Source organism: Pseudaminobacter soli (ex Zhang et al. 2022), from assembly GCF_014595955.1.
GTDB classification, from domain to species: domain Bacteria; phylum Pseudomonadota; class Alphaproteobacteria; order Rhizobiales; family Rhizobiaceae; genus Kumtagia; species Kumtagia pseudosoli.
Genome location: NZ_JABVCF010000023.1, coordinates 1 through 25,522, shown reverse-complemented (window position 1 = coordinate 25,522; position 25,522 = coordinate 1). Strand labels below are relative to the sequence as shown.

Here is a 25,522-nt window from a genome sequence, read left to right as displayed (position 1 = left end):
CGCACAAGGCGGGCCTTGTTCCCAAGTTCCAGCGTCCCTCAGGCTTCGAAGCGATGCCGCATCATGGTTCCACGCTCTCAATCTGCGGAGGTTCACATTTCGGCTGGAACCCTAGTCACATTGGCTAGTTCACGACGCAGAATCCCCTTCGCCGGCCCGATGCGCACCTGAGAGGGATGGAACCCGCCAATGCGACCTGAAGATCATCCACGCCCCAACCTGCGGCGTGACCGATTCATCTCGCTGGATGGCCGGTGGGAATTCGCACACGACGATGAGGATCGGGGACTAGCCGAGCGCTGGTTCGAGCGGACCGAGCCGTTTCCGCGCGAGATCGTGGTGCCCTTCCCGCCGGAAAGCAAAGCCTCTGGTTTGGACGAGAGCGGCTTCCATCCGGTGGTATGGTATCGCCGGGAGATCGAGCTTGACGAGACCGATCGCCAGGGCCGGCTGATGATCCATTTCGGCGCGGTGGACTACGAAGCCAGCGTTTGGGTGAATGGCCGTATGGCGGTACATCACAAGGGTGGACACACCCCCTTCTGCGCAGACATTGCCCCCCTCCTTGTTTCAGGCGCCACGCATGTCATTACGGTCAGAGCAGAGGACATGCCGCGCGATCTCCAGCAGCCCCGCGGCAAGCAATTCTGGGAAGAGAAGCCAGGCTACATCTGGTATCACCGCACGACCGGCATCTGGCAGCCGGTTTGGCTCGAGCCGCTGCCCCTGATCTTCATCGAGGAGCTTCGCTGGACGCCCGATGTGGACCGGTTTGGCGTCGCCATGATCGCGCGCCTGAACGCCGCCCCCCAGACGGGCTGGTCCATCCGGGTGCGGCTTTGCGGAGAGAGTCCAGTCGAAGTTCTCGCCGAAGACCTCTACCTGCTCTGCAGTCGGGAAATCCGCCGCGACCTGCTGCTCGACATCAGCGACGCAGCGATACGCCGGCGTCGCCAGTTGCTCTGGGGGCCGGACCATCCCAACCTGATCGACGCGACGGTAGAACTGCTCGATGCGAGCGGTTCCGTCATCGATCACGTCGAGAGCTATTTCGGCCTTCGCCGGATCGAACTGCGGGGTGGCCGCTTCATTCTCAATGGCATTCCGACCTTCCTCCGGCTTGTTCTGGCGCAGAACTACTGGCCAGATTCGCATCTGACCGCCCCCAGCCCGGATGCCCTGCGCCAGGAGGTGGAACTGACGAAATCGCTGGGCTTCAACGGCCTGCGCATCCACCAGAAGATCGAGGATCCGCGGTTCCTGTACTGGTGTGATCGCTACGGCATGCTGGTCTGGGGAGAGATGGCGAACGCCTATGTCTTCTCCGATTCCGCGGTGCAAATGCTGGTCAGCGAGTGGATGGACGCGGTGCGACGAGACTACAACCACCCCTGCATCGTCACCTGGGTGCCGCTCAACGAGAGTTGGGGGGTGCCGGACCTGGATCGGTCGGCGCAGCAGCGCCACTACGTGCGCGCACTCTTCCACCTGACACATGCGCTCGATCCGACCAGGCCCGTCATTGCCAATGATGGATGGCAGCATGCGGTGGGCGACATCTTTGGCGTGCACGACTACGCCCCTTCGGGCGACGTGCTGTACGAGCGCTATGGCGACCGTGCCAAGGTGATCCAAACCTTCCGGGAAGTCCGCCCGCATCATCACCCCCTCCTGGGTGAAGGGGGCACGCTGGGCGACGAACCGATCGTCATCAGCGAGTTCGGCGGCATTGCATTCAAGCCCGCGCATGAGGAGGACTGGTTCGGCTATGGGCAGTTCTCCGGGCCGGAGGAACTGCTCTCCGCCTACGAATCGCTGGTCAATGGCCTGCTCGAATCCACTGTGCTCGCCGGCTTCTGCTACACGCAGCTCACCGACACGGAACAGGAAACCAACGGGCTTCTCACGATCGATCGCAAGCCGAAGCTCGATCCGGAACGCCTGCGGCAAATCAACACCCGGCCGGCGAAGTCGGTCCCCAGCGAGGTTCTCGATGCGCTGATCAAGCAGGAAGTCGACAAGCGCCGTCGTGATCGCGCCGCGCCGAAGACCGAATGACGCCCCTACCGACCCGCTCCGAGTTGCGGCGCCTGAGCGACCCGGAGAAATTCTGGTGGGCGACCGGCATCGAGGACACGTTCATAACCGCCCCTCACCCCGTCACCGGGCGGAAATTGGACGAGTATGAACTGACGGATCACTACCGCCGCTGGCGAGAGGATCTGGACCTGATGGCCGAGCTTGGGGTGCCTGTGGCCCGATATGGCGTGCCATGGCACCGCATCCAGCCTGCTCCCAGGCAATGGGATTGGCACCACGCGGATGAACCGCTGGAGCGCATGCTCGATCTCGGGATTGCTCCTCAGGTCGATCTTGTCCACTACGGTTTGCCGCTTTGGATCGAGGGCGCCTACCTCAATCCCGACTATCCGCAACTGGTCGCGGATTATGCCGCCCGGCTGGCCGAGCGCTTCAAGGGCCGGATCTTCTGGTACACGCCGTTGAACGAGCCACGCATAACGGCATGGTATTGCGGGCGGCTTGGCTGGTGGCCGCCCTATCTCCACAGTTGGCGCGGCTTCGTCGCCGTCATGATGCAGCTGGCACAGGGCATCCAGTCGACGGTAGCGGCGCTGCGGACAGTCGACAGCGAGATCGTCGCATATCATGTGGACCCCACCGATCTCTACGAGGCGGCGAGCCCCGATCTCGAAGAGGAGGCGCAGCGCCGGCGCGAGATCGTCTTCCTGGCCCTCGATCTCGTTTCGGGCCGCGTGGACGACTTCCATCCTCTCCATTCATGGCTCCGGGCCAACGGAGCTGATGACGAGGTGCTGCGCAGTCTGCGGCGCGAGCCGACGCCCCCCGAGGTGATCGGCCTAAATCTTTATCCCCTATTCACGCACAAGAGGCTGGAGCGCGATGGACGGGGACGATTGCGAACCAAAATGCCCTACACCGAGCTTGGCCTGGTCGAGGGTGTAACTCGCCGCTACCACGACCATTATCGAGTTCCGCTCATGATCTCGGAGGTGGCGACCTCGGGATCGGTAGCGCGCCGCCTGGGATGGCTGGAGCGGTCGGTTTCGGCGGTTCGTCGCTTAAGGGCGGAAGGCTTCCCCCTCGTCGGCTACACATGGTGGCCTATGTTTGCGCTGGTCACCTGGGCCTGGCGTCAAGGTCGCAGAGATGTCGCGCAGCATCTGCTGCAGATGGGCCTTTGGGACCTTGATGCCGACCTGAACAGGATCCGCACGCCGCTGGTCGATGCTTATCGGACCCTGGTCTGCGGGGACACCGAAGCTGTCGGCCCGCTCCACAGCTGAAAACTATCCAAGAAGAGCCGTTCATGTTTCGCAGCTTCTTTCTGGCCGGTTTCGAAGGCTCCACGGGTTACAACCGCCATCGGGAATGGTTCGATCAGGTCGTGGCGACCGGCCACGACAAGACGGTCGAGCAGGACTATCGGAACCTCAGCGAGCTTGGGATCCACGCAGCGCGCGAGACGGTCCGCTGGCCGCTGGTCGACATGGGGCGCGGCCGCTACGATTTCTCCAGCCTGGAGCCGTTTGTCGAGTCCGCCAGGCGCAATCAGGTCGACGTCATCTGGGACCTGTTCCATTACGGCTATCCCGAAGGACTGGATCTGTTCGGGAAGGGGTTCGTTCCTCGCTTCGCCGACTATTGTTATGCGGTCGGCCGCTACATCGGCGTCCGCACTGAAGGCGCCTGCCTCTTCACGCCCGTCAATGAGCCGAGTTTCATGGCTTATGCTGGTGGCGAAAAGGGACTCTTCGCTCCCTACATCGAAGGCAGAGGGTGGGACCTCAAGGTTCAGCTCTGCCGGGCGGCATTGGCCGGGATCGAAGCCCTTTGGAGTGCCTGCCCGGACGCCCGCATGGTCAATGTCGATCCCATTTGCCGGGTCGCGGTGAACTCAGACAGGCCGCTCGACACGGCGGAGGCCCAGGATTTCAACGAGAGACTCGTGTTCCAGGCATGGGACATGATTGCGGGGCGCCTGTTGCCCGAACTTGGTGGCTCCAGAAGGCATCTCGATGTCGTGGGCATCAATTATTACTGGACGAACCAGTGGGAATGGGGTGCGACCGCATTGCCGGACGGACGCATCCCGCCTCTTGCCGATGACGATCCTCGGCGCCTGGGGATTGGCGAACTGACCCGTATGGTCTGGCAGCGTTACGGGGGCGAGGTCATGATCAGCGAAACCTCGCATGTAGGTCACAGCCGCGCCCCCTGGCTGCTTGAAGTCGCGTTGGAATCGGAGAAGCTCCTTCGGCAGGGAGTGCCGCTCATGGGCGTCTGTCTCTACCCGATCCTCGGAATGCCCGAATGGCACGAACCGGAGGTCTGGACGCCGATGGGCCTCTGGGACCCGATCTGCCATCGTGAACCCGACGGCGGACGGCTCATCTGCGAGCCGATGCTGGAGGCGCTGCAGTCGGTGCAGCACCTTAATGACCTGCAGGAAGCCGCCCAAAACGGCGAAATCGACCATCAGGAAGGACCGCCGAACGACAAGCGTCCCATTCCCTTCCGCCCGCGGAAACGGGCGGTGGCGACAGGCTTCCCGTTCCGTGCGGTTCGGCAGAAATACTGACCCGGGCAGTGTCGACTGCCGTCAGAGGACTGGCGTCCCTGGATGCTCGCCAGTCACCAGCAGCGGCATTACGAACGCCGCGACTGCAAGTAGCTCTCAGGCGACCTCAGGCAGCACCGGCTGATCGAGCCGGCATTTGGCAACGCCGTAGCGCCAGCGATGGTTCGTCGTCTCGCGCCGGCTCTGATAGAACAGCGTCAGTTCGCCATTCAGGATCATGACGGTGGAGTGGCCGTTCTCTCCGGCTTCGCCCGGATCGAGAACCGGGCCGACGGTATTGTACGGCCCCTCGACACTGTCAGCGATGGCGAAGAACACTCGCTGGCGGGTGCCCCGAGCGCCTTCCGGCAGGAAGCAGGTTGCGTTGAGCAGGACACGTCCATCGGGCAGCTCGACCAGTTGCGCACCCTCGATACCCCACTCATAGTCCGGATGCTCACGCGGATTGTGATGGGGCACGTCGTTGTGGTCGAGAATCTTGCCGACGCGCTCCCATGGACCGAACCAGGAGTCGGACATGCTCTTGGCAAGATAGACGTCCGGCTGCGGGACCCGCGTGAACTTGGGCATGCCCGAATAGACAAGGTACCGCTGCCCGCCGATCACGGCGGGATGCGGATCGTAGATTCCGTCCTCGTCGGTATCGGGGATGGCGAGTAGCGCCGGCGGCAGCACCACCCACTGGAACCCGTCATTGGATACCACATGCTCGCAGCGTCCGCCCGACTTCATGAATTCGGTCTGGATGAACATGTGGAAGATGCCGTCCTCGAAGATCACGCCGGGCGCCGCGACGCCGGAGCCGGTGACGGGCAGCGCAATCGGCTCATGCTCGGTCCACGGGCCGAAGATCTCCGGCGCGGTGGCATGCAGGATCTTCCAGGTCTCGCTCGTCACCGTGCCGCTCGAACCGAACATGTGCCAGAGCTTGCCGTCAAAGACCGGACACGGGTCCTTGATGTCGTCCACGGCGATCGGATCGAATAGCGGAAATACGTTGGTTGCAAAGCTGATCTTCATGTCACCCACCCGAAAGCAGCCCCGGCATCTTTGGCCATGTTTGTCCGTTCGGATCATGCCGAACGAATTTGGGCGCCCCGCTTCTACAATTTGCTGGCCTTTGTGTTCTCCATAATGGCGGCAATGGGGCGAACGAACGAAAATCCTTGCCGAATGCAGGAATGCCGCAGCCCCTTCTGCCGCTCGTGAGCCGTCCTCGCTCGACCGACATATAGGCATTCACTTAGCTGATCGCAGCATGCGCTGTTGCCACAGTAGCTTCGCGCACGGCCTCGCACCTTGCCGAAAGCCAACCTTCGTCTCCTGCTCTGTTCACGATTCCGAGTTAGGCTGGAACAACTTGATCATCATCAAGTTAGATTGGCGAATTCCCGCCAACTGACGAGAACCGACCGATTCAATATTTCCCTCCTATCGCGGAAATCGTAGATGGAACGCATCATAGATTGCCCTCTACAAAAACATACCGACTACTACAGTTCATTATTATTATGCTTCTCTCATCTAAGATGGAATTTTGTTTTCCAGAGACCACAACATATTCTCACTAGAGCAGCAAAGAACCACAGGATAATCTTCCTTGAAGAACAAATTCGAGAAGATTGCAGTGCGCCTTCATTGCACCTGAACCAAGCGGGCCGCTTTATAACGATCGCAACCCCGGTTCTGCCGCACGGAACCGGCGAGTCCGAGGCAATGGAAATCCAGCGCCATTTGGTGGACGAGTTGCTGGCGTCCGAAAGCTATGACCGGCTCGTCACCTGGTACTACACGCCGATGGCTCTGCGCTTCAGCGATCACATCGAAGGCGATCTATGCGTCTATGACTGCATGGACGAGTTGTCCGCCTTCAAGAACGCGCCTCCGGAACTCGTGCGGCTTGAGAAGGTGATGTTCGGCCGTGCCGACGTGGTCTTTACCGGCGGCCAAAGCCTCTACGAAGCGAAGCGCGCCCATCATCGCGCAATCTACCCCTTCCCGAGCAGCATCGACGTCGCGCATTTCCATCGGGCGCGGCAGTCGATCGCCGATCCGGCCGATCAGGCTCACGTGCCGCATCCACGCGTCGGGTTCTTCGGCGTGATCGACGAACGCCTGGACATCGACCTCGTCGCGTACAGCGCCGAGGTCATGCCGGACGTCCAGTTCATGATGATCGGGCCGGTGGTGAAGATCGATCCGGCGACTTTGCCACAACGCGCCAACATCCACTGGCTCGGCGGCAAGCAATACGCGGAACTGCCTTCCTATCTCGCCAACTGGGATGCCGGCTGGATGCCGTTCGCGCTGAACGAGTCGACGCGTTACATCAGCCCGACCAAGACGCCGGAATTTCTTGCCGCCGGACTGCCCGTCGTATCGACTGCGATCGTGGACGTTGTTCGGACCTACGGCGCGCAAGGGCTCGTATCGATCGCCGATGCAGACGATGTCGTCGAGAAGCTGCGCGACATACTCTCGCGACCCCGCGGACACCACTGGGCAAAGACCGATGCCTTCCTTGCCGGAACGTCGTGGGACAGGACGTGGGAGGGGATGGCGGCCCACATGGCCACGGCCTCCGCCCTGAAGAACGTCATCCCTCTGCGCCGAGGAGCCTGACCATGTTCGACTGGCTTATCGTCGGGGCGGGCTTCGCGGGAAGCGTGCTCGCGGAGCGGATCACATCGCAACTCGGGCAATCGGTGCTCCTCATCGACCGGAGAAGACATGTCGGCGGCAACGCCTACGACTGCTACGACGATGCAGGCATCCTCATCCACCGCTATGGACCGCACATCTTCCATACCAATGCGCAGTCGATCGTCGACTATCTCTCGCAGTTCACGCGATGGAGAGACTACGAGCATCGCGTCCTGACTGCGGTGGACGGGAAACTTCTGCCAATCCCGATCAACCTCGACACCATCAACGGGCTGTACGACCTGAACCTGACCTCCGAGGAGTTGGAGCAGTTCTTCGCCTTGAGGCGCGAGAAAGTCGATGAGGTGAAAACCTCCGAAGACGTCGTGGTCAGCACCATCGGCCGCGAGCTCTACGAAAAATTCTTTCGCGGCTACACCAGGAAGCAATGGGGCGTTGATCCCTCGCAGCTCAGCAAGTCGGTGACTGCGCGTGTCCCCACCAGGACGAACCGCGACGACCGCTACTTCACGGACGGCTTCCAGAAGATGCCGCTGCACGGCTACACGCGCATGTTCGAGCGCATGGTGGACCATTCGAACATCAAGATCATGCTGCAGACGGATTTTCGCGAGATCCGCAACCAGATCCCCTACCGGCGGCTCATCTATACCGGACCGATCGACGAGTTCTTCGACTGGAAGCTGGGACGGCTTCCCTACCGCTCGCTGCACTTCAAGCATGTGACGCTGGACAAAGAGAATTTTCAGCCGGTCGCGGTCGTCAACTATCCGCAGTCGGAGTTATACACCCGCATCACTGAATACAAGCATCTCACCGGCCAGATTCATCCGAAGACCAGCCTGACCTACGAGTTTCCCAGCGACGTAGGCGATCCCTACTATCCGGTTCCGCGGGCGGAAAACGAGGCGCTCTACAAGCGCTACGAGGCAATGGCGATGGCACGTCCCGACGTCTGGTTCGTCGGCCGGCTCGCGACCTACCGCTATTACAACATGGACCAAGTGGTCGGGCAGGCGCTTGCCACGTTCGGCCGTATCCAGAAGGCGCTGCATGCCGAAACAACTGCGGGGTTTAGCGCGATAACGGAAGCCGCCGAGTAGCGTCTCAGCGCAAACCGATCCGTCTTGGGAGCCGGTCCGGTAGATCGCGCCTGAGCCGGATCATGGCCGCTGGAGCGGTGGCGTGGCATATTCTCCGGTCCCTCAAGCGAACCCTGATCTCACATGGTGGAACCAAGGCGGTTGCTGTCTCTTCTGCGGTTCACAAGTGCGCGGACGGCGGATCGGTATGACACATCCCAAGAAAGCAGGGGCAGTCGAGGTGGTTGGCAGAGAGCCACTCCGGCCCAGCAGAATGCCTGCCGCCGACGAACCGGAACGTGGTGGTCGCAGTCTGCCGGCCGCCGCGATCGCTGCACGACTTATCGAACGGGCAAATGCGGCTGGCCGACGCGATCTTTTGTATCTCGCCGGCAGTGAAGCCGCCGCCGACGAGGTAGCCCTCGCCTTCAAGAGCTTGCGCCCCGAGACGGAGGTCATCGTCATCCCGCCCTGGGATTGCCTGCCCTACGACAGTGCCCTGCCCTCTCGCGAATGCATGGGACGACGGGCCAGCGCCATCGAGGCCCTGTCCCGGCCCGCGCGGACAACGCGGCTTCTCGTGACCTCCGTCGAAGCCGCACTCGGCCGCGTGCCCTCAGCAGAGGCTCTGTCGCCCGGATTCAAGACGCTGTCGGTCGGCGATGAACTGACCCGTGAAGCCTTGCTCGCCGACCTGGAGCGCGCCGGCTACATACTGGATGAGCGCGTGGACGAGGCGGGAGAAGCAGCTTTTCTCGGCCAAGTGCTCGACATCTTCCCCTCCGCTGCCGAGCAGCCTGTCCGCATCCTGCTCGATGAGGAAGACGACATCATCGAGATCCGCACCTATGACCCGCTCTCGCAACGCACCCAGAGCAACCTCTCTTCTATGCGAATACCGCCCGCCTCGGAACTGATAGCCGATGCGCCGGAGGAGACCGGCGCACGCGGACGCGTAAGCCTTGAGCAAATGCTACTGCGAGTTGGGGTCGAACTCAGGACAGTGTTCGACCTTTTGCCCGAGGCGGCACTTGTGACCGCGCCAGGCTTCCAGGATCGGCTGGCTACGGCATCGGGACTGGTCGCCGAATCGCGGCAGGCGCGGGCGGATGTAGATGGCGTGAGCGCGCATCAGGAGCACTTCTATCTAAGCGACAAAGAGGTCACGCTAATCATTGAGGAACGCGGCGCCGAGACGCTGGACGTCGGCGGCATCGAAGGCTTGCCCGACTTCCTGCTGCAAGCCGACCCGGCCGGCGCCGTGGCGCGGTTCATATCGGCGGCATTGGAAACAGGCCCTGTCCTCCTTGCCGGTACGGCTTCCGAACTCGCGCGCATGGAACGGGGGCTGGCACGCCGGCTCGAGCGCAAGCCGGACGCAGTGGAGCATTGGTCGGACGTGATTGCTGCCGAAGCCGGTTCGCTTCTGGCAGCGCCGTGGGACCTCGAACATGGCTTTGTCGACCGCCGAGCAGGCTTTGCGATCGTCGCCGCGCCTGACCTGTTCGGGGCGCGGCTGTATCACGGCCGGGGGGCAGCCGAGGCCGAACTGGCAGCCGAACCGGAGTTGGACGTCGGCGACGTCGTCATCCATGAGGACCATGGCGTGTGCGTGCTTCGCGCACTGGAAACCGTCGAGGTCGACGGCGTCAGCCGCGACACGGTGCGGCTGGAGTTCCACGAAGGCGCGTCCCTGCTCGCCCCGGTGGGGGAGTTCGGCCGCATCTGGCGCTATGGCGCGGACGAAGGCACGGTTACGCTGGATCGCCTGAAGGGCGACGCCTGGAACAAGCGCAAGGCGCTCGTGAGCGCCGAGATCGACGAGGCGGCCGGGCAACTGGTGGAGTTGGCGCGGAAGCGAGAAGCGGGCGGCGCCGACAAGATCGTGCCGCCGCGTGCGGCCTATGCGCGATTTTCCGCACGCTTCCCCTATCCGGAGACACCGGATCAGCAGACGGCGATAGCGTCCGTCCTCAACGATCTCGCTTCCGGCAAGGCGATGAACCGGCTGATCTGCGGCGATGTCGGCTTCGGAAAGACCGAAGTGGCGTTGCGCGCCGCCGCCGCTGTGGCGCTTTCAGGCAAGCAGGTTGCGGTGGTGGCGCCGACGACTGTGCTCGCCCGCCAGCACTACGAGACCTTTCGCCGCCGGTTTGCGGGCACCGGCGTGGAAGTGGGTCACCTGTCGCGGGCCGTGGGCACTGCCGAAACGAAGCGCGTTCAGGAGGGCCTGGCGAGCGGCAAGATCGGGCTGGTGGTCGGCACCCATGCCGTCGCCGGAAAGAATGTCTCCTTCAAGCATCTCGGGCTCGTTGTCATCGACGAGGAGCACCGCTTCGGCACCAGGCTGAAGGAGAATTTGCGCAGCCTGAAGCCGAATCTCCATGTGCTCACCATGAGCGCCACCCCGATCCCGCGCACGCTACAGGGCGCGATGGTCGGTATCCACGAAACCAGCACGCTGGCGACCCCGCCCGCCCGGCGGCGTCTGGTGCGCACCTCTCTGGCCGAATTCGATCAGGCGGCGGTGCGTACGGCATTGCTGCGCGAAAAGCGCCGCGACGGACAGAGCTTCTTCGTCGTGCCGCGCATCGAGGACATCGACGGTCTCCGCAAGGAATTCGCCCGCATCGTGCCGGAGCTCAGCCTGCGCGTGGCCCATGGCGAGTTGGAGATCGCCGAGTTGGACGAGACGATGGTGGGCTTCGCGGATGGCGATGGCGACGTCCTGCTTGCCACCAACATCATCGAAAGCGGCCTCGACGTGCCACGCGCCAACACGATCTTGGTCTGGCGCCCCGATCGCTTCGGCCTCGCCCAGTTGCACCAGATACGCGGCCGTGTCGGGCGGGGCCGCCCCCAGGGCTTTGCCTATCTTCTCACCGAACCCGGGCAGGAACTCGCGTACGAGACCCGCTCCCGACTCTCCACCCTTGTGGCATTCGACCGGCTGGGCTCCGGTCTCGCGATCAGCGCGCGGGACCTCGACCTGCGCGGCGCAGGCGATCTCGTGGGAGACGACCAGGCCGGACACATGAAACTGATCGGCGTCAGCCTCTATCAGCACCTGCTTGCCCGCGCGGTGCGGATAGCGCGCGGCGAGAGGCTCGAAGTCGAAGTGGAGCCCAGCATCGAGCTGGAGATGGCTGGCGCTCTGCCCGAGGGCTACGTGTCAGAATCGCTGGTGCGCCTGAATCTCTACTCGCGCCTGCAGCGGCTGGAGGATCCGGTAGAGATTTCGGCGCTCGAGGACGAACTGATCGACCGCTTCGGCCCGCCACCAGAGGAAGTCAGGACCCTGCTGGACATCGCGTTGATCAAGTTGCGCGCGGCGCAGGCAGGCGTGTCGGCCGTGAGGGCCGGACCGAAGGCGATCGCCGTCGTTTTTTTGGAGCAGCCTGATGAGAAGACATGGGCACGCTGGGAGAAACGTAGGCGCTTGTCCAGGCGAGGTAACCGCCTCGTTGCCGAGACGAGCACCGCGCCCGGTCCCAAGCGGCTGGATCGCACCCGGCGATTGCTGGAACTGATCTCGGCGAAAAGACCGGTGCGCTGAGGCGGCTGCATCGCATTCCCGGCTAAGGGCGAAATGCCGATGCCTATAGTGCGGAAATCGGCGTTCCGACGGTATCCTGCAATCGTTTGCCTTCTCCGCGTCTGGAAGCGGATGCGATCACGTCACTGTCGCGCGAACGTGTCCAAGAATCCGGTACGCTCCTGCTCCGACTCTTCCGGCCAAAGCGTTACTCCTGAAAGCGGTGCCAATATAATAACTTCCGGGACCGTTTGAATGTTCAACCTTGGAGAGGTGATGGAGACTGATATGAGACCTCATCTCGTGTCCCTCATGCGTCGGGGCGCAATAGCCATCGGCGTTGTCGCAGGGTTGGCAGCACCGGCCCTGGCTAGCCCATCGGGATTGGCAGCCGGAACGAGTCTTTCCGGCCACGATATCAGTAACTCGCTTCCCATCGTGCAAGTGCGCGGGGGTGGTGGCGGTGGCGGTCACGGCGGTGGCCATTTCTCTGGTGGCGGCGGCCATATGGGCGGTTTCGGGCACATGGGAGGCTTCGGACACATGGGCGGCTTCGGTCATATGGGCGGCTTCGGCCATCCCATGATGGGCCGCGGGTTTGATCACTTCCATGGCAACCGCTCCTTCCACGGCAACCGTTTTGCGCATGCGCGCTTCTTCCATAACCGTTTCAACCGATTCCACCGCTTCAACAATAACTTCTTCGACGGCGGTGATGGCGACTTCTTCCTAGGCGTTGGTTTTCCCTACTATGGGCTCTCCAACAATTACTGCTTCTACGATTATTATGGGCGCTACGTCTGCCCATATTATCCGTACTAAGTAGTTCGTCGCTCGACAGGGGTGGGAACACTACGGTGGCGAGGATCTGAGGCGGGCAGCCGCGCCACCGCTTAAGCAGTGTATTGGCCGAGGCGTCAGGCTCTGCGAGTGGGATGGGACTGACTACAGTTAGTATTGCGGGAGCCTGCCTCCCGGCCCTGTCGGGTCAATTCGAGGCCAGCCGTGGGCGTGCCCCAGCCGGACGGTTGGCATGGGGCGCCGTCAGCCGCTCCAGCATGAATGCATAGAAGAACAGCGAGGCGGCCGAGCCGAATGCCCTGCCTTGCGAGATCTGGAACAGGCCCAGTCCGCCGAACAGCAGCATCAGCGGCAGATTGTGCATTACCCGCAGCGCGCCATAGGCGTTCCAGAAATTCTCGGACGCAGGCCCGAGGATCTCGCCGCGCGCGGCCTGTAGGGCGCCCAGGACAACGAGCCCTGACGCCGCGGTTTTAGGGGATACAACGATTCTGCGCGTTGCGGGTGCCGGAGGTACCCTGCGCACTTCGAAAAGTCCGCGTTCGGCGGCGAACTCCTGTATCGACTGCGGGTCCGTCGTATGTTCGATGAGGACGCTGCCGGTGGACGGGTTGACGATCACCGCGCTGATCTCCGGATGCTGCGAGAGCGTTTCGATCGCAGAGCGGAAGAACGACTGATTTCCGCGCAGGCCCGGCACTCTGACCCGCAGGCGCCCGGTAAGCTCGTGTTCGACAGTAGCACTTGGCAGCATCGGTTGCCTCGCTCCCAACGATCCGATCCCGGAAACGTCCACATTGCGACACAAGTGCGCCCGGCAGACGCCCAATCTCAGCCTCATTACACTGCATTGAGGGCCGGATGTTGGCGGTTCGGACACGAGCACCATTTATTGGCGCAACAGAGGGCAATGCATGCCGCCGGAAATGATGACACCACAGACCACGAGCACCTTTCCGCAGGGCTTCACACTCAAGAACGAGGCCCTGCAGCGCCGGCGCCTTCGGCGCAACCGCGTCCTCGCCAACACGCTCCTCGGCACCATGGCCGGGATCACATTCGCAACGCATCTGGTCGAGGCGCCGGGCTTCGCTGTCCTGCTGTTGCGGGCGGGAGCCGAAGCGGGCGTCGTCGGCGGACTGGCCGACTGGTTCGCAGTGACGGCGCTCTTTCGCCATCCGCTCGGAGTTCCGATACCGCACACGGCGATTATCCCGAACAGCCGTGAGCGCATCGCGCGCACACTTGGCGTTTTCATCGAGCAGCATTTCCTGACCCCGGAGGTGGTGCTCGGCAAGCTGCGCGCCCTACGGATAGGCCGTCGTTTCGCCGTCTGGCTCGGCCGTCGGTCCACCGCTGCGGGGATCGCCGACACGATCATCCAGGCGATGCCATACGTCATCCGCTCGCTGGGCAAGCGGGACTTGCTCGAGTTCGCCAATCGCACCCTGGGAGAGCAACTGCGCCGCACAGACATCACCCCGGTGCTGGCCCGTATCGTCGAGGCGTTGACCAAGAGCGGCGAAGCGGACGTCGTCTTCGATCAGACCCTCGGGATGGCCGAGAAGATGCTGCAGGAGAATTCCGAACGGATCGAAGAGATCGTCCAGCAGCGCAGCCGCTGGTGGATTCCGAGTGCAATCAACAAGCGCATTGCCAATGCGATGATCTCGGGCGTGCTCGAGGTGCTGCAGAATCTCCGAGAGCCGGAAAGCGAAGCGCGGCTGAAATTCCGGGAATCCTTGTCCGATATCGTGGAGAAGTTGCAGACCTCTCCGGAACTGCAGGATCAGATCAATGCTGCCAAGAACAGGCTGCTCGACCATGCCGACGTGCAGGCCTGGATCGGCTCGATCTGGACCGATCTCTCCGCCGTGTTGCTGCAGGATCTGGAGTCGCCATCCTCGAAGACCCGCGAAGCTCTGGAAAGTGTGCTCGTTCTGATCGGTCAGGCCCTCCTCTCCGACGAGGCCATGCAGAAGCACATCGACTCCGCCTTGGAACGCCTTTCGCTTCATATTGTCAGGTTCCGAGGCGAAATCGGTTCGTTCTTCTCGGATGTCGTCATGAAGTGGGACACCAAGGCTCTCTCGGACCGCCTCGAACTGCTGGTGGGCAGCGACCTGCAATATATCAGGATGAACGGAACCGTGGTCGGCGCGCTTGTCGGCTGCCTGCTTTTCCTGATGACCCAGGCAATCTCCTGAGCGACACATATTGCCGCTCAACTGTCATTAATCCTTCGTAAAAACCGGCTATTGGGTTCGCCGACGAGCCACGCAGTCGGCTGAAACTGAGACCAGCAAGCGTAATGCATCCTCGCCTGAAGGCCCATATCATCCACCGCATTCCCGGCCGCATGCGGATCCAGATCCCCGCAGCACGGCACCAGGAACAGTTCTTCGCCGGCCTCAAGCAGCAGTTGAACGCCATACAGGGCGTGCGAAACGTGACCGTCAATCCGGCGGCGGCGAGCGTCACGATCGAGCATGACAGGAACCTCGACCCTCTCGGCGGATGGACTCCGGCTCTGAAAACGGGTCCGGCGGCCGGCAACGCCGAGCCGAGCACCTGCCCGTGCTGCGGCGCAAACCCGGGCAGCAACTCCGTCAGCCATGGGACCGAGTTCGACCTCGTTTCACTGGTGACGAAGCTGATGCCGATGGTGCTGCCGAAGCACCCGATCGTTCAGGTGGCGGAACTGGTGGCCGAGCCGGTCCTTCGTGCCATCATCGGCTCTGCGGCCGAGCGGCCAGACCAGACTTTCTTCCTGTCGAATCCAGTAGCATCTAAGACTGTCCTCTTGCCTGCCTAGGCGGGCTGGTCGCCCGGCCAGGCGTCCGGTTCTGCAGTCACGTCGCGTCTCCAGGTGAACTGGTCGCCGGGGCCGATCGAGTTCAGTTTGTTCAGTTCCATGGCTATGAACGGAAGCACCCCGCCAGCGAGTGTCGTCGCGGCGTCTCTCGCGCTCAATCGCGATACACCGAGCAGGCCCCTCGCCACCGGCAGCAGCAACGCAATCAGATGCACGCCGATCGAGCCGCCCACGATCGCGGAAAGCGCATTGTTTCTCGGCGGCGCGGTGGGTCCAAATATGCCGTGCTCCTCCGAACGTGATGTCAGGGCGTGCAGCAGTTGCGCGAGCATGATGCTGCCGAACGTCATCGTCCCTGTCTGCGGTGCGTTTGCGCCGTAGCGTCGCCAGCCGACGAGGGTCGACGCCAACGCACCGGCACCAAGCATGGCAGCCTGAGCTGCCGTGCCGGCAATGTCGTCGCGCCCCAGCACCGGGGCGTCGGCTTCCATCGGCCCCTGCTCGAGAACATCGGCCTCGGGTGCTTCCATCGCGAGGCCAAGACCGGGCAGCACATCGGTGATGAGGTTGATCCACAGCAACTGCATCGGCGAAAGAGGAGCACTCATTCCGGCCGCGGTGCCGCTAAGGACAAGCAGCACCTCACTCAGGTTTGTGCTCACGAGGTAGCGGAGCGCCTTGCGGATGTTCCGGTGCGTGGTGCGGCCGGTCACGAGTGCCGGCAACAGGCCATCGAGCCGATCTGAGGTGATGAGGATGTCGGCGATCTCACGGGTTGCCGCGGCAACGTCCGTCTCGGCCACCGCAATGCTGACATTGGCAGCTCGAAGCGCCGGGCCGTCGTTCACTCCATCACCGACCATCGCAACGGTTGTGCCGGCGGCCTGCAACGATCTCACTATCTGCAGCTTCTGCGCGGGGCTTACCCGGCTGAATGCCTGTGTGTGCCCCGCAACTTCACCAAGTTCGGCAGGGGTCAGGCCTTCCAGTTCGGCCGCATCTGTCACGCGAATCGCGCCTGGGCCATTCAGGTGGATGCGCTCGGACACGGCAATTGCCGTCGGCCGCTGATCCCCAGTGAGCATGATGGTCTGAATGCCAGCCTCATGCAGCCTGCTCATCAGTTCGCGTATGCCAGGGCGGATCTGGTCAGCCATGCCAACGAGCCCGATCCAGGTAAGGTCCTCGACCGGCCGATCCTGGACGCCGCCATCCTGTCCTTGCAGTTGCCTTTCCGCCATTCCAAGCACCCGCAGGGCCTGGGATGCCAGTTCGAGGTTCCGCTCTTCGATGCGTGCCCGGCGCTCCGGAGTCAGTTCCTGCTCCGTGCCGTCGGGAAGCATTTGGAATCGGCAACGTTCCAGGACGTCGTCGGGACTTCCCTTCACGGAGACCATCTGTCCGTGCGCCGACACATGCGTGGTCGCCATGAAGCGATAGGCTTCGGATCTGTGCTGAACCTTGGTGCGCGGAAATTGCTGCCGCAGCGCTGCGACGTCAATGCCGCTGTCGAGGGCCGACTGGACGAGCGCGCACTCGGTGGGCGACCCATCAAGGGTCACGCTGGTTCCTTTGTGCACGATCTGAACGTCGCTGCAGAGCGCCCCCACCTGGAGCAGGCGCTGTAATGCCGGCTTCTGATCGAGTTCGGCCGGCCTCCCATCCTGCCCCAGAACGCCTCCCGAGCTCGAATAGGATTCTGTGGCGATCCTGATCTGCTCCACATTGATGCGGCCCAGCGTCAAGGTCCCTGTCTTGTCGAAACAGATAGTTTGCACTGCCCCCAAGGTTTCGATCGCCGCCAGTCGCCGAACGTAAACGCCGCGTTTACGCAGTGCCTCCACACCAAGGGCCAGAATCGTGGTGGCCAGCAGCGGCAGACCTTCCGGCATCGCGGCAACGGCGATCGACAGTGCCGAACGGATCATCGGAATGAGGCCCTGGCCGCGCAGAAGGCCCACGCCCGCGATCACCGCGCCCGCAGCCAAGGTCACCCATCCGAGTTGTCTGCCCAGATCGCCTAGCTGTCGCTGGAGAGGTGTTTCGGGGCGGGCAGTGCTGGTAACAAGACGTTGGATCAGCGCAGTTTGCGTGGACGAGCCGGTCGCGACCGCCAGCGCACGCCCTCCGCCACCCGTAATGATCGTTCCGCAGTACAGCATGTTGCTGCGAGCCCCGAGCGGTGTCGTCCAGTCGCCAATCGGCTCAGGGTGTTTGGATACAGGCATGCTCTCGCCGGTGAGCATTGCTTCGCTCACGCTCAATCCCTGCGCCGAGATCACACGCGCGTCGGCCGGAACCACATCGCCGCGTCGCAACGAAATCACGTCGCCCGGGACAATCTCTCTGACAGGCACCCCTATCGAAACCCCGTCGCGCAAAGCCTGAGCAGTCCGGGAAGCCTGGGCGCCGAGACTCCGTATGGTCGCCTCCGCACGAGATTCGGTCTTGAAACCGATTGCGCCGTTCATGCCAACGACCGCGAGGATGGCGACGGCTTCAAGCAAACCGCCGGTGAGCACCGAAACTGCCGCCGCACCGAGAAGAATAGCGACGGGCAGGCTCTGGAACTGGCTTGCGAGGATGCTGGCGCTCGAACGCGGCTGGACCGTCTGGGTTACGTTCGGACCCGTCTCGGCCAGCCGCTGGCATGCATCGCGCCGGCTCAGGCCTTCGGCGGAACTATGCAGCGCAGCGAATGTCTGGTCCCGAGTAAGAGTATGCCAGACCGGGCCGGTGTCGGAGGAAACCGCACCAGGAGCGGTGATCTCCCTCTGAATGCGGGCCCTCAGATATTCCAGGATGGAATGCAGCGGTGTGGCTGCCTCGTGCTCGATCAGGATGTTCCCTGTCAAATCGCTCGCGGTGAGCCTGGATACATTTGGGGCCATCCGGCCCAGGCGCTCCAGCGCATCCTTGACGACTGGTGAACCCTGCAGGCCATCGACCTTCAGGCGTGCTCGCCCCGGGATCGACGTATGCAGTGGGACAATGGATAAGGAGGATGGACTGTGCACCCTCTCAAATCCCAAAAGACATCCAGAAAGCACGCATTACGGCACCTGAGCACATGCGCGGGCCTCGAGCCGAATGGTCGACGGTGAGTCGTGAAAATGGGAACATCATCGCGTGCGCGGGCCGCGTGGGCACGTCATAGCACGGTGGTTAGCACCAGCCATTTGCCTTGCGGCGAACCCGGCTCAGCGCTGAGCTATTTGCCAGGGCTCACGTTGTCGTAGCCGCGCCTGTGCCTCTCGGCTCGGATTCCCTGCGGGTGCGACGTGCGGTGGTCTGCTCCGCCTGCCCGTTCGTCCTTCCTGCCATGTCCGACCTGGCTTCGGCTATCATGTCGGATGTCCACTCATTAGCGTCGGCAAGTGCCGCCCGGCCCTGGTCGTAAGCCATCACCCCGGCTCTGACGACAGCCTTCGAGATAGGACGAAGGAGTGGCATTAATACCGGAGCGACAATTGCGGCTCCGATCCCGACGGCAATGCCTGTGCCAACGTTGCCGCCCTTGAACATGTCTTCGAGTACCGACATCAGAGAACTCCTGGTTGGCCCACACCCCTGTTGTCGCCCACCACCCCGTTTCGACTGCATCGGTGCATTTCGCCAGACCCGAGACTGGCCGGTGCGCAGTGCTATGCCGCCATCTCGGAGCTTGGTCGCTCCTCGGAGGCCCTCTGGGTCTCGGCCATTTCAGCGCGCGCTTCCGCCACGATGTCGCCGGTCCGTTCATTGAGCTCCGCCAATGACACCCGCGCCTGGTCATAGGCCACAAGGCCCGCCTTGATCATGGATTTCGCAAACGGCCTCAGGATCGGCATCACAACAGGTGCTATCACGGCTGCTCCGACCCCGATCGCCAAGCCCGTGAGCAGATTTCCTGCCTTGAACTCCATGTGTCTCCTCCTTTGAGGTTTACCGCGTCGAACGATATGGACAGGGACCGCTGAGCGCCAAGTTACACCTACAGCTAGATGCATCCATCCCACCAGTAACGCTGCAATATTTTGCGATCTTCGCACTGATCGACAGTACAATTGCTAAGTTACTCAATCACACTTCGCAAATGTGTCAGCAGTCTAAGAATTCAATACCCACCTACATTACTCATAAGGACACTCGATACTTGCCGATTCGCTCCCAGCGTTTAGCAATCCGGAGGCAGTCGCTGGGCTCACCACACGATGCTCCGCCTGCGTCCAATTGAAGGCACACCGTGACCTCGCATGATGTATCCGGCTGCCATGAGGCGCAACATCCTGCATGAGCGCTTCAACGAGATGTGAGGTGAGAGGTCAGACGAGGCCCGAGGACCGCAGGGTGGAACTCGGGCCTTGCCTGCTCATGCCGCTTCGGCGGGCCTGATGTTCTGGTTGAGGCTGAAGAAGTTCGTCGGATCGTATTTCCGCTTCACCTCAACCAGCCGAGAATAGTTCTCGCCGAACGATCTCCTCACCACCTCATCGGCCATCTCACTCTGGAAGTTCAGGAAGTGATCGCCGCTGGAATGGGGCTCGAGCGCATCATAGAAGGTCCTCGCCCATTGAATGTGCTCCGCACTCTCGGCGGGATCCAGCCATTGGGCGATGATGCCGATGTTGTACTCGGCACGTCTCTGGGCAAAGGCAGACTCGCTGGGCCCGACGCGGCCCGGCGCACCGCCGTAGAACTCGATCACCACGGCCGACATCGGAGATCTTATCCGGTTACCGTGCTCGACCAGAAGGTCGGCCACCTCATCGGTGAGCCTCGGCACGAAGCTCGCCTTCCAGTAATTGTACGAGCCGTCGGGGAAGGCGGGATCGAGCAACTGCTGCATGGCCGGGAACGGCATCGGCTGGACGACATCGGCGAGCGGTGGACCGAAGGCCCGCAGCGGCTCCAGCACGCGCTCTCCCTCCGACATGGGACCGGACCAGCAGCAGATGATCGCAATGACCGGCACGCCGTCCGGCGATGTCACCATGCCTGCATAGGCGGTCAGGTCTTCGGGCGCTTGCGCCATGAAATCACGATAGAAGCGGAGCACCTCGCCCGCCCGCTCGCGCGGATGCACGATCATTCCGCCGAGTACAGTCGCAATCGGCTGTGCGCGGAACCGGAAGCGCGTGACGATGCCGAAATTGCCGCCGCCGCCGCGTAGCGCCCAAAAGAGATCAGGATTCTCTTCCCGGCTTGCAGTCAGCAATTGTCCCTCAGCCGTCACGACCTCGAACGAGACAACATTGTCGCAGGAGAGCCCGTACTTGCGGACCAGCCAGCCGACGCCTCCGCCCAGTGTAAGGCCGGCCACCCCGGTCTTCGACACCACGCCCGTCGGAACAGCCAGCCCATAGAGGTGGGTCTCGCGGTCGAGGTCTCCGAGTGTCGCGCCACCCTGGACTTCGATAACTCTCGTCTGCGGGTCGACCATGACCGCACGCATCCAGGATAGGTCGATCACCATGCCGCCGTCGCAGAGCGCACGTCCGGCGACGTTGTGACCGCCGCCGCGAACCGAGACCTGCAGATCCTTGGCGCGGGCGAACCTCACCGCATGTATGACATCCGCAGTGCCTAGGCAGCGCACAACCAGCCCGGGATAGCGGTCGATCGCGCCATTCCAGATGCGTCTTGCGGTGTCATAGTCGGCGTCGCGCGGCTGGATCGCGCGTCCGGCAAGGTCGCCGAGGAACTCGTTGATTGTCTCGACCTCGATCGGCTCGCCGTCCCGGTTCAACAAGCGCGTCACAGGGTCATGTTGCATGACTTCCTCCAGATAGCCGCCGCCCGGGCCGAGTTTGAGCCGGAGCAAAGGAACAGTCCACTTCAGGAAGTATATCGGCCTTCCGACGCGGCCGAATTGATCTGAAGACGGATAGGAAGTGCTGCTACTTTATGATGAGTGCTGACGCCGGCTCTGTTCTCGAACGCGGAGAACGGAGCCTGTCAACGCCACCCGAGAGCCGGCGCGACATAGGTCAGTATGGCCTCGATGACATGCGCATTGTACGCCACGCCGAGTTGGTTGGGCACGGTCAGGAGCAGCGTGTCGGCTTCGGCGACGGCCTCGTCCTCCACCAATTGCTTGACGAGCAAGTCAGGCTCGGCCGCGTAGCTGCGGCCGAAGATCGCCCGGGTGTTCTCGTCCAGATATCCGATGTGGTCCTGGCTCTGATCCTGCCCGAAATAGGCGCGGTCCTGATCGTTGACCAATGCGAATATGCTGCGGCTGACCGACACCCTCGGCTGGCGCGCATGGCCCGCCTCCTTCCACGCTTGCCGGAAAACCCGGATCTGCTCGGCCTGCTGGATGTGAAACGCCTGGCCTGTCTCATCAAACTTGAGCGTCGAGCTCTGGAGATTCATCCCCAGCCTTGCCGCCCATTCGGCGGTGGCGTTGGTAGCGGCCCCCCACCAAATCCGCTCCCGCAAGCCTTCAGAATGGGGCTCGAGGCGCAACAGGCCCGGAGGATTCGGGAACATCGGCCGCGGGTGGGGTTGGGCAAAGCCCTGCCCTCGCAGCACCTCCAGCAGGACTTCCGCATGATGACGCGCCATTTCGGCATCGGTCTGGCCCTCGGGCGGGACGTAGCCGAAATAGCGCCATCCATCGACCACCTGCTCGGGCGACCCGCGGCTGATGCCGAGTTGCAGGCGCCCTCCGGCGATGAGGTCGGCCGCACCCGCATCCTCAGCCATGTAGAGCGGGTTCTCGTAGCGCATGTCGATGACGGCGGTGCCGATCTCGATACGGCTGGTCCTCGCTCCGATCGCAGCCAGCAGAGGGAACGGCGAGGCAAGCTGGCGGGCGAAGTGATGCACGCGGAAATAGGCTCCGTCGGCGCCCAGTTCTTCGGCGGCGACCGCAAGATCGATCGCCTGCAGGAGCGCGTCCGACGCCAACCGCGTCCCCGACTGCGGAGAGGGCGACCAGTGCCCGAACGAAAGAAAGCCGATCTTCTTCATGATGACTAGATCTCCCGGAGGCGCTTAGCAACTGGGATTGTCAGACGTGGGCTGCCTCTGCATTGCCCCCGATTTCAAGTCGATTGCAAGGCCGAACGTGGCAGAGGCCGGCGGTCGCCGGCCTCTCGTTGATCTTGCCATGAACATCAGCCGGGGGCGTATGCTTCGCCCGCTTTCCTTGAAGTGGGCGAATACCCGGCAGCGCTGGTCAGCGCTGCTTGGAGCCGCTCCCACCTTCCCGCTGATGCTGCTGTGAACCGCCGCGATGCTCGCTGCCGCCACTCTGCTGACGCTCGGAACCGCGTTCCTGCTGCTGCTGGCCCTGGCGCCGCTCCTCAGGCATGCCCTGGCCGGCCTTGCCGGCTCCTTGCTTACCCCTTTCGTGCTCGCGTTCCTTGGCCATAATGACTCTCCTGCGTTGCATTAAATGCCTTGTCTCGCTGGATTGCGAACCAAAGCTGCCTGGCCACGAAGGCAGCCGGACACAGGGACAACGAATGGAGCGCGGCTAGGTTCAGAAAACTGGACGAAAATTCCGGCAGATGCGCGCCGGTGGCAGGAGGAGTACTGGAAGTGCTCGGAATTGACGCCAGTGGCCAGCGTTCAGAGCGGCCTTTTTTCCTGACGAACGAGAACCGTAGCAGGCAGTCAATCCGAAGGCGAACAACGCCGCTCCAATGTCAAACGGCGTTGCTCGTGCGTGAGACCCTAGATGAAGTCGCGCGGGATCTCTTCCTTGAAGTCGCGCTCGAACACCAACGTATCGCCCTCGTACGCCTCGATCCGGCCGGTGAGATGGAAGGTGGTCGCGTCGGAGTGCATGCTCGAGTAGGTTTCGGTGCGCAGCGACCAGCCGTCCCGCGAAAGGGTCGAGGTCCAGTGCGTCTCGCCGCGCGCAGAGAGCGGATCATTGGGCCGGATCGTCCACTTCTCGCGCGCAACGCCGCCATTGACCAGCCCGTGGTCCAGGTCCCGGTCCTCGCCGAAGTCGTCGACGATGGCGAGCGTCACCTCGCCCGTTGCTTCGTTCCGCTCGACCTTGCGGCTGTTGCTCGCCGGCCGCACCGTCTCGATCCTCCACTTCGGCGCCGCTTCCGGTCCCTCGAAGCTGACCTCGTTGCCGGTTCCCGCGGCGCGCTCGGGCAGGCTGAGCGAGCCGCCGGAGAGCGCTAGCGTCACCTCTTCCGGCGACGGCCAGACCAGCGGCCAGTAGGAAGAGGAAACGGCGAGCCGCAGTCGATGGCCGACCGGCAGTTGATAGGCGATGTCGTCGAGTTGCAGCCGGATCGTCACCGTCTCGCCCGGCACGAGCGGTTTTGGCGTCTCGTGCCCCTCACGGTGGCAGAGATTGAGCACGCCGTAGGTCACGCGCGTAGAGGCGCCATCCGGGTGGACGTCGCACAGCCGCACCGCCACCATGCCCACCGGCTTGTCGGCGGACAGGCTGAGTTCCACCACCGGCGCACCGACGATGTCGATCGATGCCGTCAGCGGCTCCGTGTCGAAGCAAGCCGACTTGGCGTCATCCGCGCGCTGGTCGCCGGGCAGTTCCGGCCCAAGCCAGATCGCGCAATATTCGCCGCCATCCATGCCGCAATCCTGCGGCGAGGCGACCTTTACGGGCGACAGGCTGCCGGTCTCATCGCCCAATCGATTGCCATCAGCCAGATGGAATCTCCGCTGCCCAATGGTTTTGGACGGCCACTCCTTCTCGGCGACCCAGCGCCCGGAGCGTTCCTCGTACCAATCGCGCGGCGGAGCCGAATCCATCACATAGAGCCGCATTGCCGGATCATTCTCGACCCCGGTCTGCTCGTCCTTCAGCCACCGGCCCCACCAGCGCAGCGCCTCCTGCAGGAAGCCGATCGCCGGGTTCGGCACCGCGAAATGCGGGTACTTGTGGATCCACGGACCGACGATACCCTTCGCCGGAGCGTCGATGTTGGAGACCAGCCGCGAAACCGCATTCTTGTAGGCGTCGCCCCAGCCGCCAACCGCCAGCGTCGCTGCCTTGATCTTGGAGAAATCCTCGCAGACGGAGCCGCGTTTCCAATAGGAGTCGCGGCGCTGATGCCGCAGCCACACGGCGGGCAGGAACGGCTCGTGCTCGAGCCGGTCAAGCCACATCGCCTTCCATTTCTCGCCGACCAGCGCCGGATCCGGCGAACGCGACGAGTAGCTCAGCATGGTCGAGCCCCAGCCGAGATTCTCGTTGAGAAGCAGGCCGCCCTTATAGTGGATGTCGTCGGCGTAGCGGTCGTCCGTGGAACAGAGCGTGATGATAGCCTTCAGCGCCGGCGGCTCTTTCGCCGCGACCTGGAGCGAATTGAAGCCGCCCCAGGAGATGCCCATCATGCCGACATTGCCGTTGCACCAGGGCTGCGCGGCGGCCCAGGCAATCACGTCGCAGGCGTCCTGCAGTTCCTGCTCGGTATACTCGTCCTCCATCAAGCCTTCGGAATCGCCATTACCGCGCATGTCGACGCGGATGCAGGCATAGCCATGCCCGGCGAAGTACGGGTGGGTAAGACTGTCGCGCGCCGTGGTGCCGTCGCGCTTGCGGTATGGCAGATGTTCGAGGATCACCGGCACCGGGTTCTTGTCCGCATCCGCCGGCATCCAGACGCGTGCCGAAAGGCGGCAGCCATCAGGCATGACGATGCCCATGTCGGGGTTTTCGATGACTTTACGCGGGAACTCGGTGACGGTCTTCATTAGCAGGCCCTGTGAACGATGCGGTGGTCTACACACTCGTAGACGATGCTCGTCAGAACCATTGCCGCAAATGCGGCATGTCCGAGGCCAACCGGCAAACAGCTGTGGAAGCCTGCACCCCATCAGCATGCGCCCCTGGCCCGCGGCTGCCAATGCGGACTTGCGATCCCCTCCCCCGGGTTCGCCAGGGCCGATAAGAGCCAGAGCACAAATGCAAAAACGCCCTCACCGCGAGGGTGAGGGCGTCAGAGAGACGTAAAGAGAAGATTCCATGCGTTTAGCAGACCTGGCAGCGACTTACTCTCCCGCGTCTTGAGACGAAGTACCATCAG

The 25,522-nt window shown here is 62.8% G+C and carries 18 protein-coding genes; 9 read left to right on the top strand and 9 right to left on the bottom strand.

Annotated features, from left to right (window positions below):
• Window positions 1-189: 189 nt before the first annotated feature.
• The 3 genes from HUI96_RS27365 to HUI96_RS27355 are packed head-to-tail and all read left to right on the top strand — an operon-like array spanning window position 190 to window position 4,621.
• Window positions 190-2,058 carry a glycoside hydrolase family 2 protein gene (locus HUI96_RS27365; RefSeq protein ID WP_188257874.1) on the top strand — a complete coding sequence of 623 codons (1,869 nt, stop codon included), beginning with the start codon at window positions 190-192 and terminating at the stop codon, window positions 2,056-2,058.
• Entirely contained in the window at window positions 2,055-3,326 is a 1,272-nt protein-coding gene (locus tag HUI96_RS27360) for a family 1 glycosylhydrolase (protein ID WP_188257873.1), read from the top strand. The genes HUI96_RS27365 and HUI96_RS27360 overlap by 4 nt, the downstream gene beginning before the upstream one ends.
• 23 nt (window positions 3,327-3,349) lie before the next feature.
• Complete coding sequence (locus HUI96_RS27355; protein WP_188257872.1) at window positions 3,350-4,621, top strand: glycoside hydrolase; 1,272 nt, start codon at window positions 3,350-3,352, stop codon at window positions 4,619-4,621.
• Between the two features lie 96 nt (window positions 4,622-4,717).
• Here the strand turns inward: HUI96_RS27355 and HUI96_RS27350 are convergent, their stop codons facing one another.
• Window positions 4,718-5,641: a hypothetical protein gene (locus HUI96_RS27350; protein ID WP_188257871.1), complete on the bottom strand. Its 924-nt coding sequence runs from the start codon at window positions 5,639-5,641 to the stop codon at window positions 4,718-4,720.
• A 696-nt stretch (window positions 5,642-6,337) separates the two neighbouring features.
• Here HUI96_RS27350 and HUI96_RS27345 point away from each other — a divergent pair.
• From HUI96_RS27345 to HUI96_RS27330, 4 genes are all read left to right on the top strand, one after another.
• Window positions 6,338-7,243, top strand: coding sequence for a glycosyltransferase (locus HUI96_RS27345; RefSeq protein ID WP_237684424.1), 906 nt, complete (start codon window positions 6,338-6,340; stop codon window positions 7,241-7,243).
• A gap of 2 nt (window positions 7,244-7,245) precedes the next feature.
• Window positions 7,246-8,388, top strand: coding sequence for a UDP-galactopyranose mutase (gene glf, locus HUI96_RS27340; protein ID WP_188257869.1), 1,143 nt, complete (start codon window positions 7,246-7,248; stop codon window positions 8,386-8,388).
• 253 nt (window positions 8,389-8,641) lie between these two features.
• A complete protein-coding gene (locus tag HUI96_RS27335; protein ID WP_188257868.1) occupies window positions 8,642-11,923 on the top strand; it encodes a DEAD/DEAH box helicase in 3,282 nt (1,093 codons plus the stop codon).
• Window positions 11,924-12,157: 234 nt separating this feature from the next.
• Window positions 12,158-12,724: a hypothetical protein gene (locus tag HUI96_RS27330; protein WP_188257867.1), complete on the top strand. Its 567-nt coding sequence runs from the start codon at window positions 12,158-12,160 to the stop codon at window positions 12,722-12,724.
• Window positions 12,725-12,890: 166 nt separating this feature from the next.
• Here HUI96_RS27330 and HUI96_RS27325 read toward each other — a convergent pair whose 3' ends face one another.
• Window positions 12,891-13,457, bottom strand: coding sequence for an HMA2 domain-containing protein (locus HUI96_RS27325; RefSeq protein ID WP_188257866.1), 567 nt, complete (start codon window positions 13,455-13,457; stop codon window positions 12,891-12,893).
• A gap of 172 nt (window positions 13,458-13,629) precedes the next feature.
• Here HUI96_RS27325 and HUI96_RS27320 point away from each other — a divergent pair, with 172 nt between their 5' ends.
• Together HUI96_RS27320 and HUI96_RS27315 are read left to right on the top strand one after the other, a co-directional pair.
• Entirely contained in the window at window positions 13,630-14,910 is a 1,281-nt protein-coding gene (locus HUI96_RS27320; protein WP_188257865.1) for a DUF445 domain-containing protein, read from the top strand.
• A gap of 104 nt (window positions 14,911-15,014) precedes the next feature.
• Window positions 15,015-15,518, top strand: coding sequence for an HMA2 domain-containing protein (locus HUI96_RS27315; RefSeq protein WP_188257864.1), 504 nt, complete (start codon window positions 15,015-15,017; stop codon window positions 15,516-15,518).
• On the opposite strand, the gene HUI96_RS27310 is transcribed toward HUI96_RS27315, so the two are convergent.
• The 7 genes from HUI96_RS27310 to HUI96_RS27280 form a co-directional block, all read right to left on the bottom strand.
• Window positions 15,515-18,409 (bottom strand): cation-translocating P-type ATPase, encoded by a 2,895-nt coding sequence (locus HUI96_RS27310; protein WP_188257863.1) that lies wholly within the window; start codon window positions 18,407-18,409, stop codon window positions 15,515-15,517. The two genes, HUI96_RS27315 and HUI96_RS27310, sit on opposite strands and share 4 nt — an antisense overlap.
• A 334-nt stretch (window positions 18,410-18,743) precedes the next feature.
• Window positions 18,744-19,061: a DUF5132 domain-containing protein gene (locus tag HUI96_RS27305; RefSeq protein ID WP_188257862.1), complete on the bottom strand. Its 318-nt coding sequence runs from the start codon at window positions 19,059-19,061 to the stop codon at window positions 18,744-18,746.
• Window positions 19,062-19,162: 101 nt separating this feature from the next.
• Window positions 19,163-19,423 (bottom strand): DUF5132 domain-containing protein, encoded by a 261-nt coding sequence (locus HUI96_RS27300; protein WP_188257861.1) that lies wholly within the window; start codon window positions 19,421-19,423, stop codon window positions 19,163-19,165.
• Between the two features lie 446 nt (window positions 19,424-19,869).
• Window positions 19,870-21,273, bottom strand: a complete 1,404-nt coding sequence (locus HUI96_RS27295; RefSeq protein ID WP_188257860.1) for an FAD-binding oxidoreductase — start codon at window positions 21,271-21,273, stop codon at window positions 19,870-19,872.
• 182 nt (window positions 21,274-21,455) lie between these two features.
• Entirely contained in the window at window positions 21,456-22,475 is a 1,020-nt protein-coding gene (locus HUI96_RS27290; RefSeq protein WP_188257859.1) for an LLM class flavin-dependent oxidoreductase, read from the bottom strand.
• A gap of 208 nt (window positions 22,476-22,683) precedes the next feature.
• Window positions 22,684-22,878 carry a hypothetical protein gene (locus HUI96_RS27285; RefSeq protein WP_188257858.1) on the bottom strand — a complete coding sequence of 65 codons (195 nt, stop codon included), beginning with the start codon at window positions 22,876-22,878 and terminating at the stop codon, window positions 22,684-22,686.
• 305 nt (window positions 22,879-23,183) lie between these two features.
• On the bottom strand, window positions 23,184-25,190 hold the full coding sequence (locus HUI96_RS27280) for a CocE/NonD family hydrolase (RefSeq protein WP_188257857.1): 2,007 nt from the start codon (window positions 25,188-25,190) through the stop codon (window positions 23,184-23,186).
• Window positions 25,191-25,522 lie beyond the last annotated feature (332 nt).

Excerpts from the sequence above, each read along its gene's own strand:
- HUI96_RS27305 (WP_188257862.1), bottom strand. The coding sequence starts at position 19,061 with ATGTCGGTACTCGAAGACATGTTCAAGGGCGGCAACGTTGGCACAGGC.
- glf (WP_188257869.1), top strand. The coding sequence starts at position 7,246 with ATGTTCGACTGGCTTATCGTCGGGGCGGGCTTCGCGGGAAGCGTGCTC.
- HUI96_RS27320 (WP_188257865.1), top strand. The coding sequence starts at position 13,630 with ATGATGACACCACAGACCACGAGCACCTTTCCGCAGGGCTTCACACTC.
- HUI96_RS27335 (WP_188257868.1), top strand. The coding sequence starts at position 8,642 with ATGCCTGCCGCCGACGAACCGGAACGTGGTGGTCGCAGTCTGCCGGCC.
- HUI96_RS27355 (WP_188257872.1), top strand. The coding sequence starts at position 3,350 with ATGTTTCGCAGCTTCTTTCTGGCCGGTTTCGAAGGCTCCACGGGTTAC.
- HUI96_RS27325 (WP_188257866.1), bottom strand. The coding sequence starts at position 13,457 with ATGCTGCCAAGTGCTACTGTCGAACACGAGCTTACCGGGCGCCTGCGG.
- HUI96_RS27295 (WP_188257860.1), bottom strand. The coding sequence starts at position 21,273 with ATGCAACATGACCCTGTGACGCGCTTGTTGAACCGGGACGGCGAGCCG.
- HUI96_RS27330 (WP_188257867.1), top strand. The coding sequence starts at position 12,158 with ATGTTCAACCTTGGAGAGGTGATGGAGACTGATATGAGACCTCATCTC.
- HUI96_RS27365 (WP_188257874.1), top strand. The coding sequence starts at position 190 with ATGCGACCTGAAGATCATCCACGCCCCAACCTGCGGCGTGACCGATTC.
- HUI96_RS27300 (WP_188257861.1), bottom strand. The coding sequence starts at position 19,423 with ATGGAGTTCAAGGCAGGAAATCTGCTCACGGGCTTGGCGATCGGGGTC.
- HUI96_RS27360 (WP_188257873.1), top strand. The coding sequence starts at position 2,055 with ATGACGCCCCTACCGACCCGCTCCGAGTTGCGGCGCCTGAGCGACCCG.
- HUI96_RS27345 (WP_237684424.1), top strand. The coding sequence starts at position 6,338 with ATGGAAATCCAGCGCCATTTGGTGGACGAGTTGCTGGCGTCCGAAAGC.
- HUI96_RS27350 (WP_188257871.1), bottom strand. The coding sequence starts at position 5,641 with ATGAAGATCAGCTTTGCAACCAACGTATTTCCGCTATTCGATCCGATC.
- HUI96_RS27285 (WP_188257858.1), bottom strand. The coding sequence starts at position 22,878 with ATGGCCAAGGAACGCGAGCACGAAAGGGGTAAGCAAGGAGCCGGCAAG.
- HUI96_RS27310 (WP_188257863.1), bottom strand. The coding sequence starts at position 18,409 with ATGGCCCCAAATGTATCCAGGCTCACCGCGAGCGATTTGACAGGGAAC.
- HUI96_RS27290 (WP_188257859.1), bottom strand. The coding sequence starts at position 22,475 with ATGAAGAAGATCGGCTTTCTTTCGTTCGGGCACTGGTCGCCCTCTCCG.
- HUI96_RS27315 (WP_188257864.1), top strand. The coding sequence starts at position 15,015 with ATGCATCCTCGCCTGAAGGCCCATATCATCCACCGCATTCCCGGCCGC.
- HUI96_RS27280 (WP_188257857.1), bottom strand. The coding sequence starts at position 25,190 with ATGAAGACCGTCACCGAGTTCCCGCGTAAAGTCATCGAAAACCCCGAC.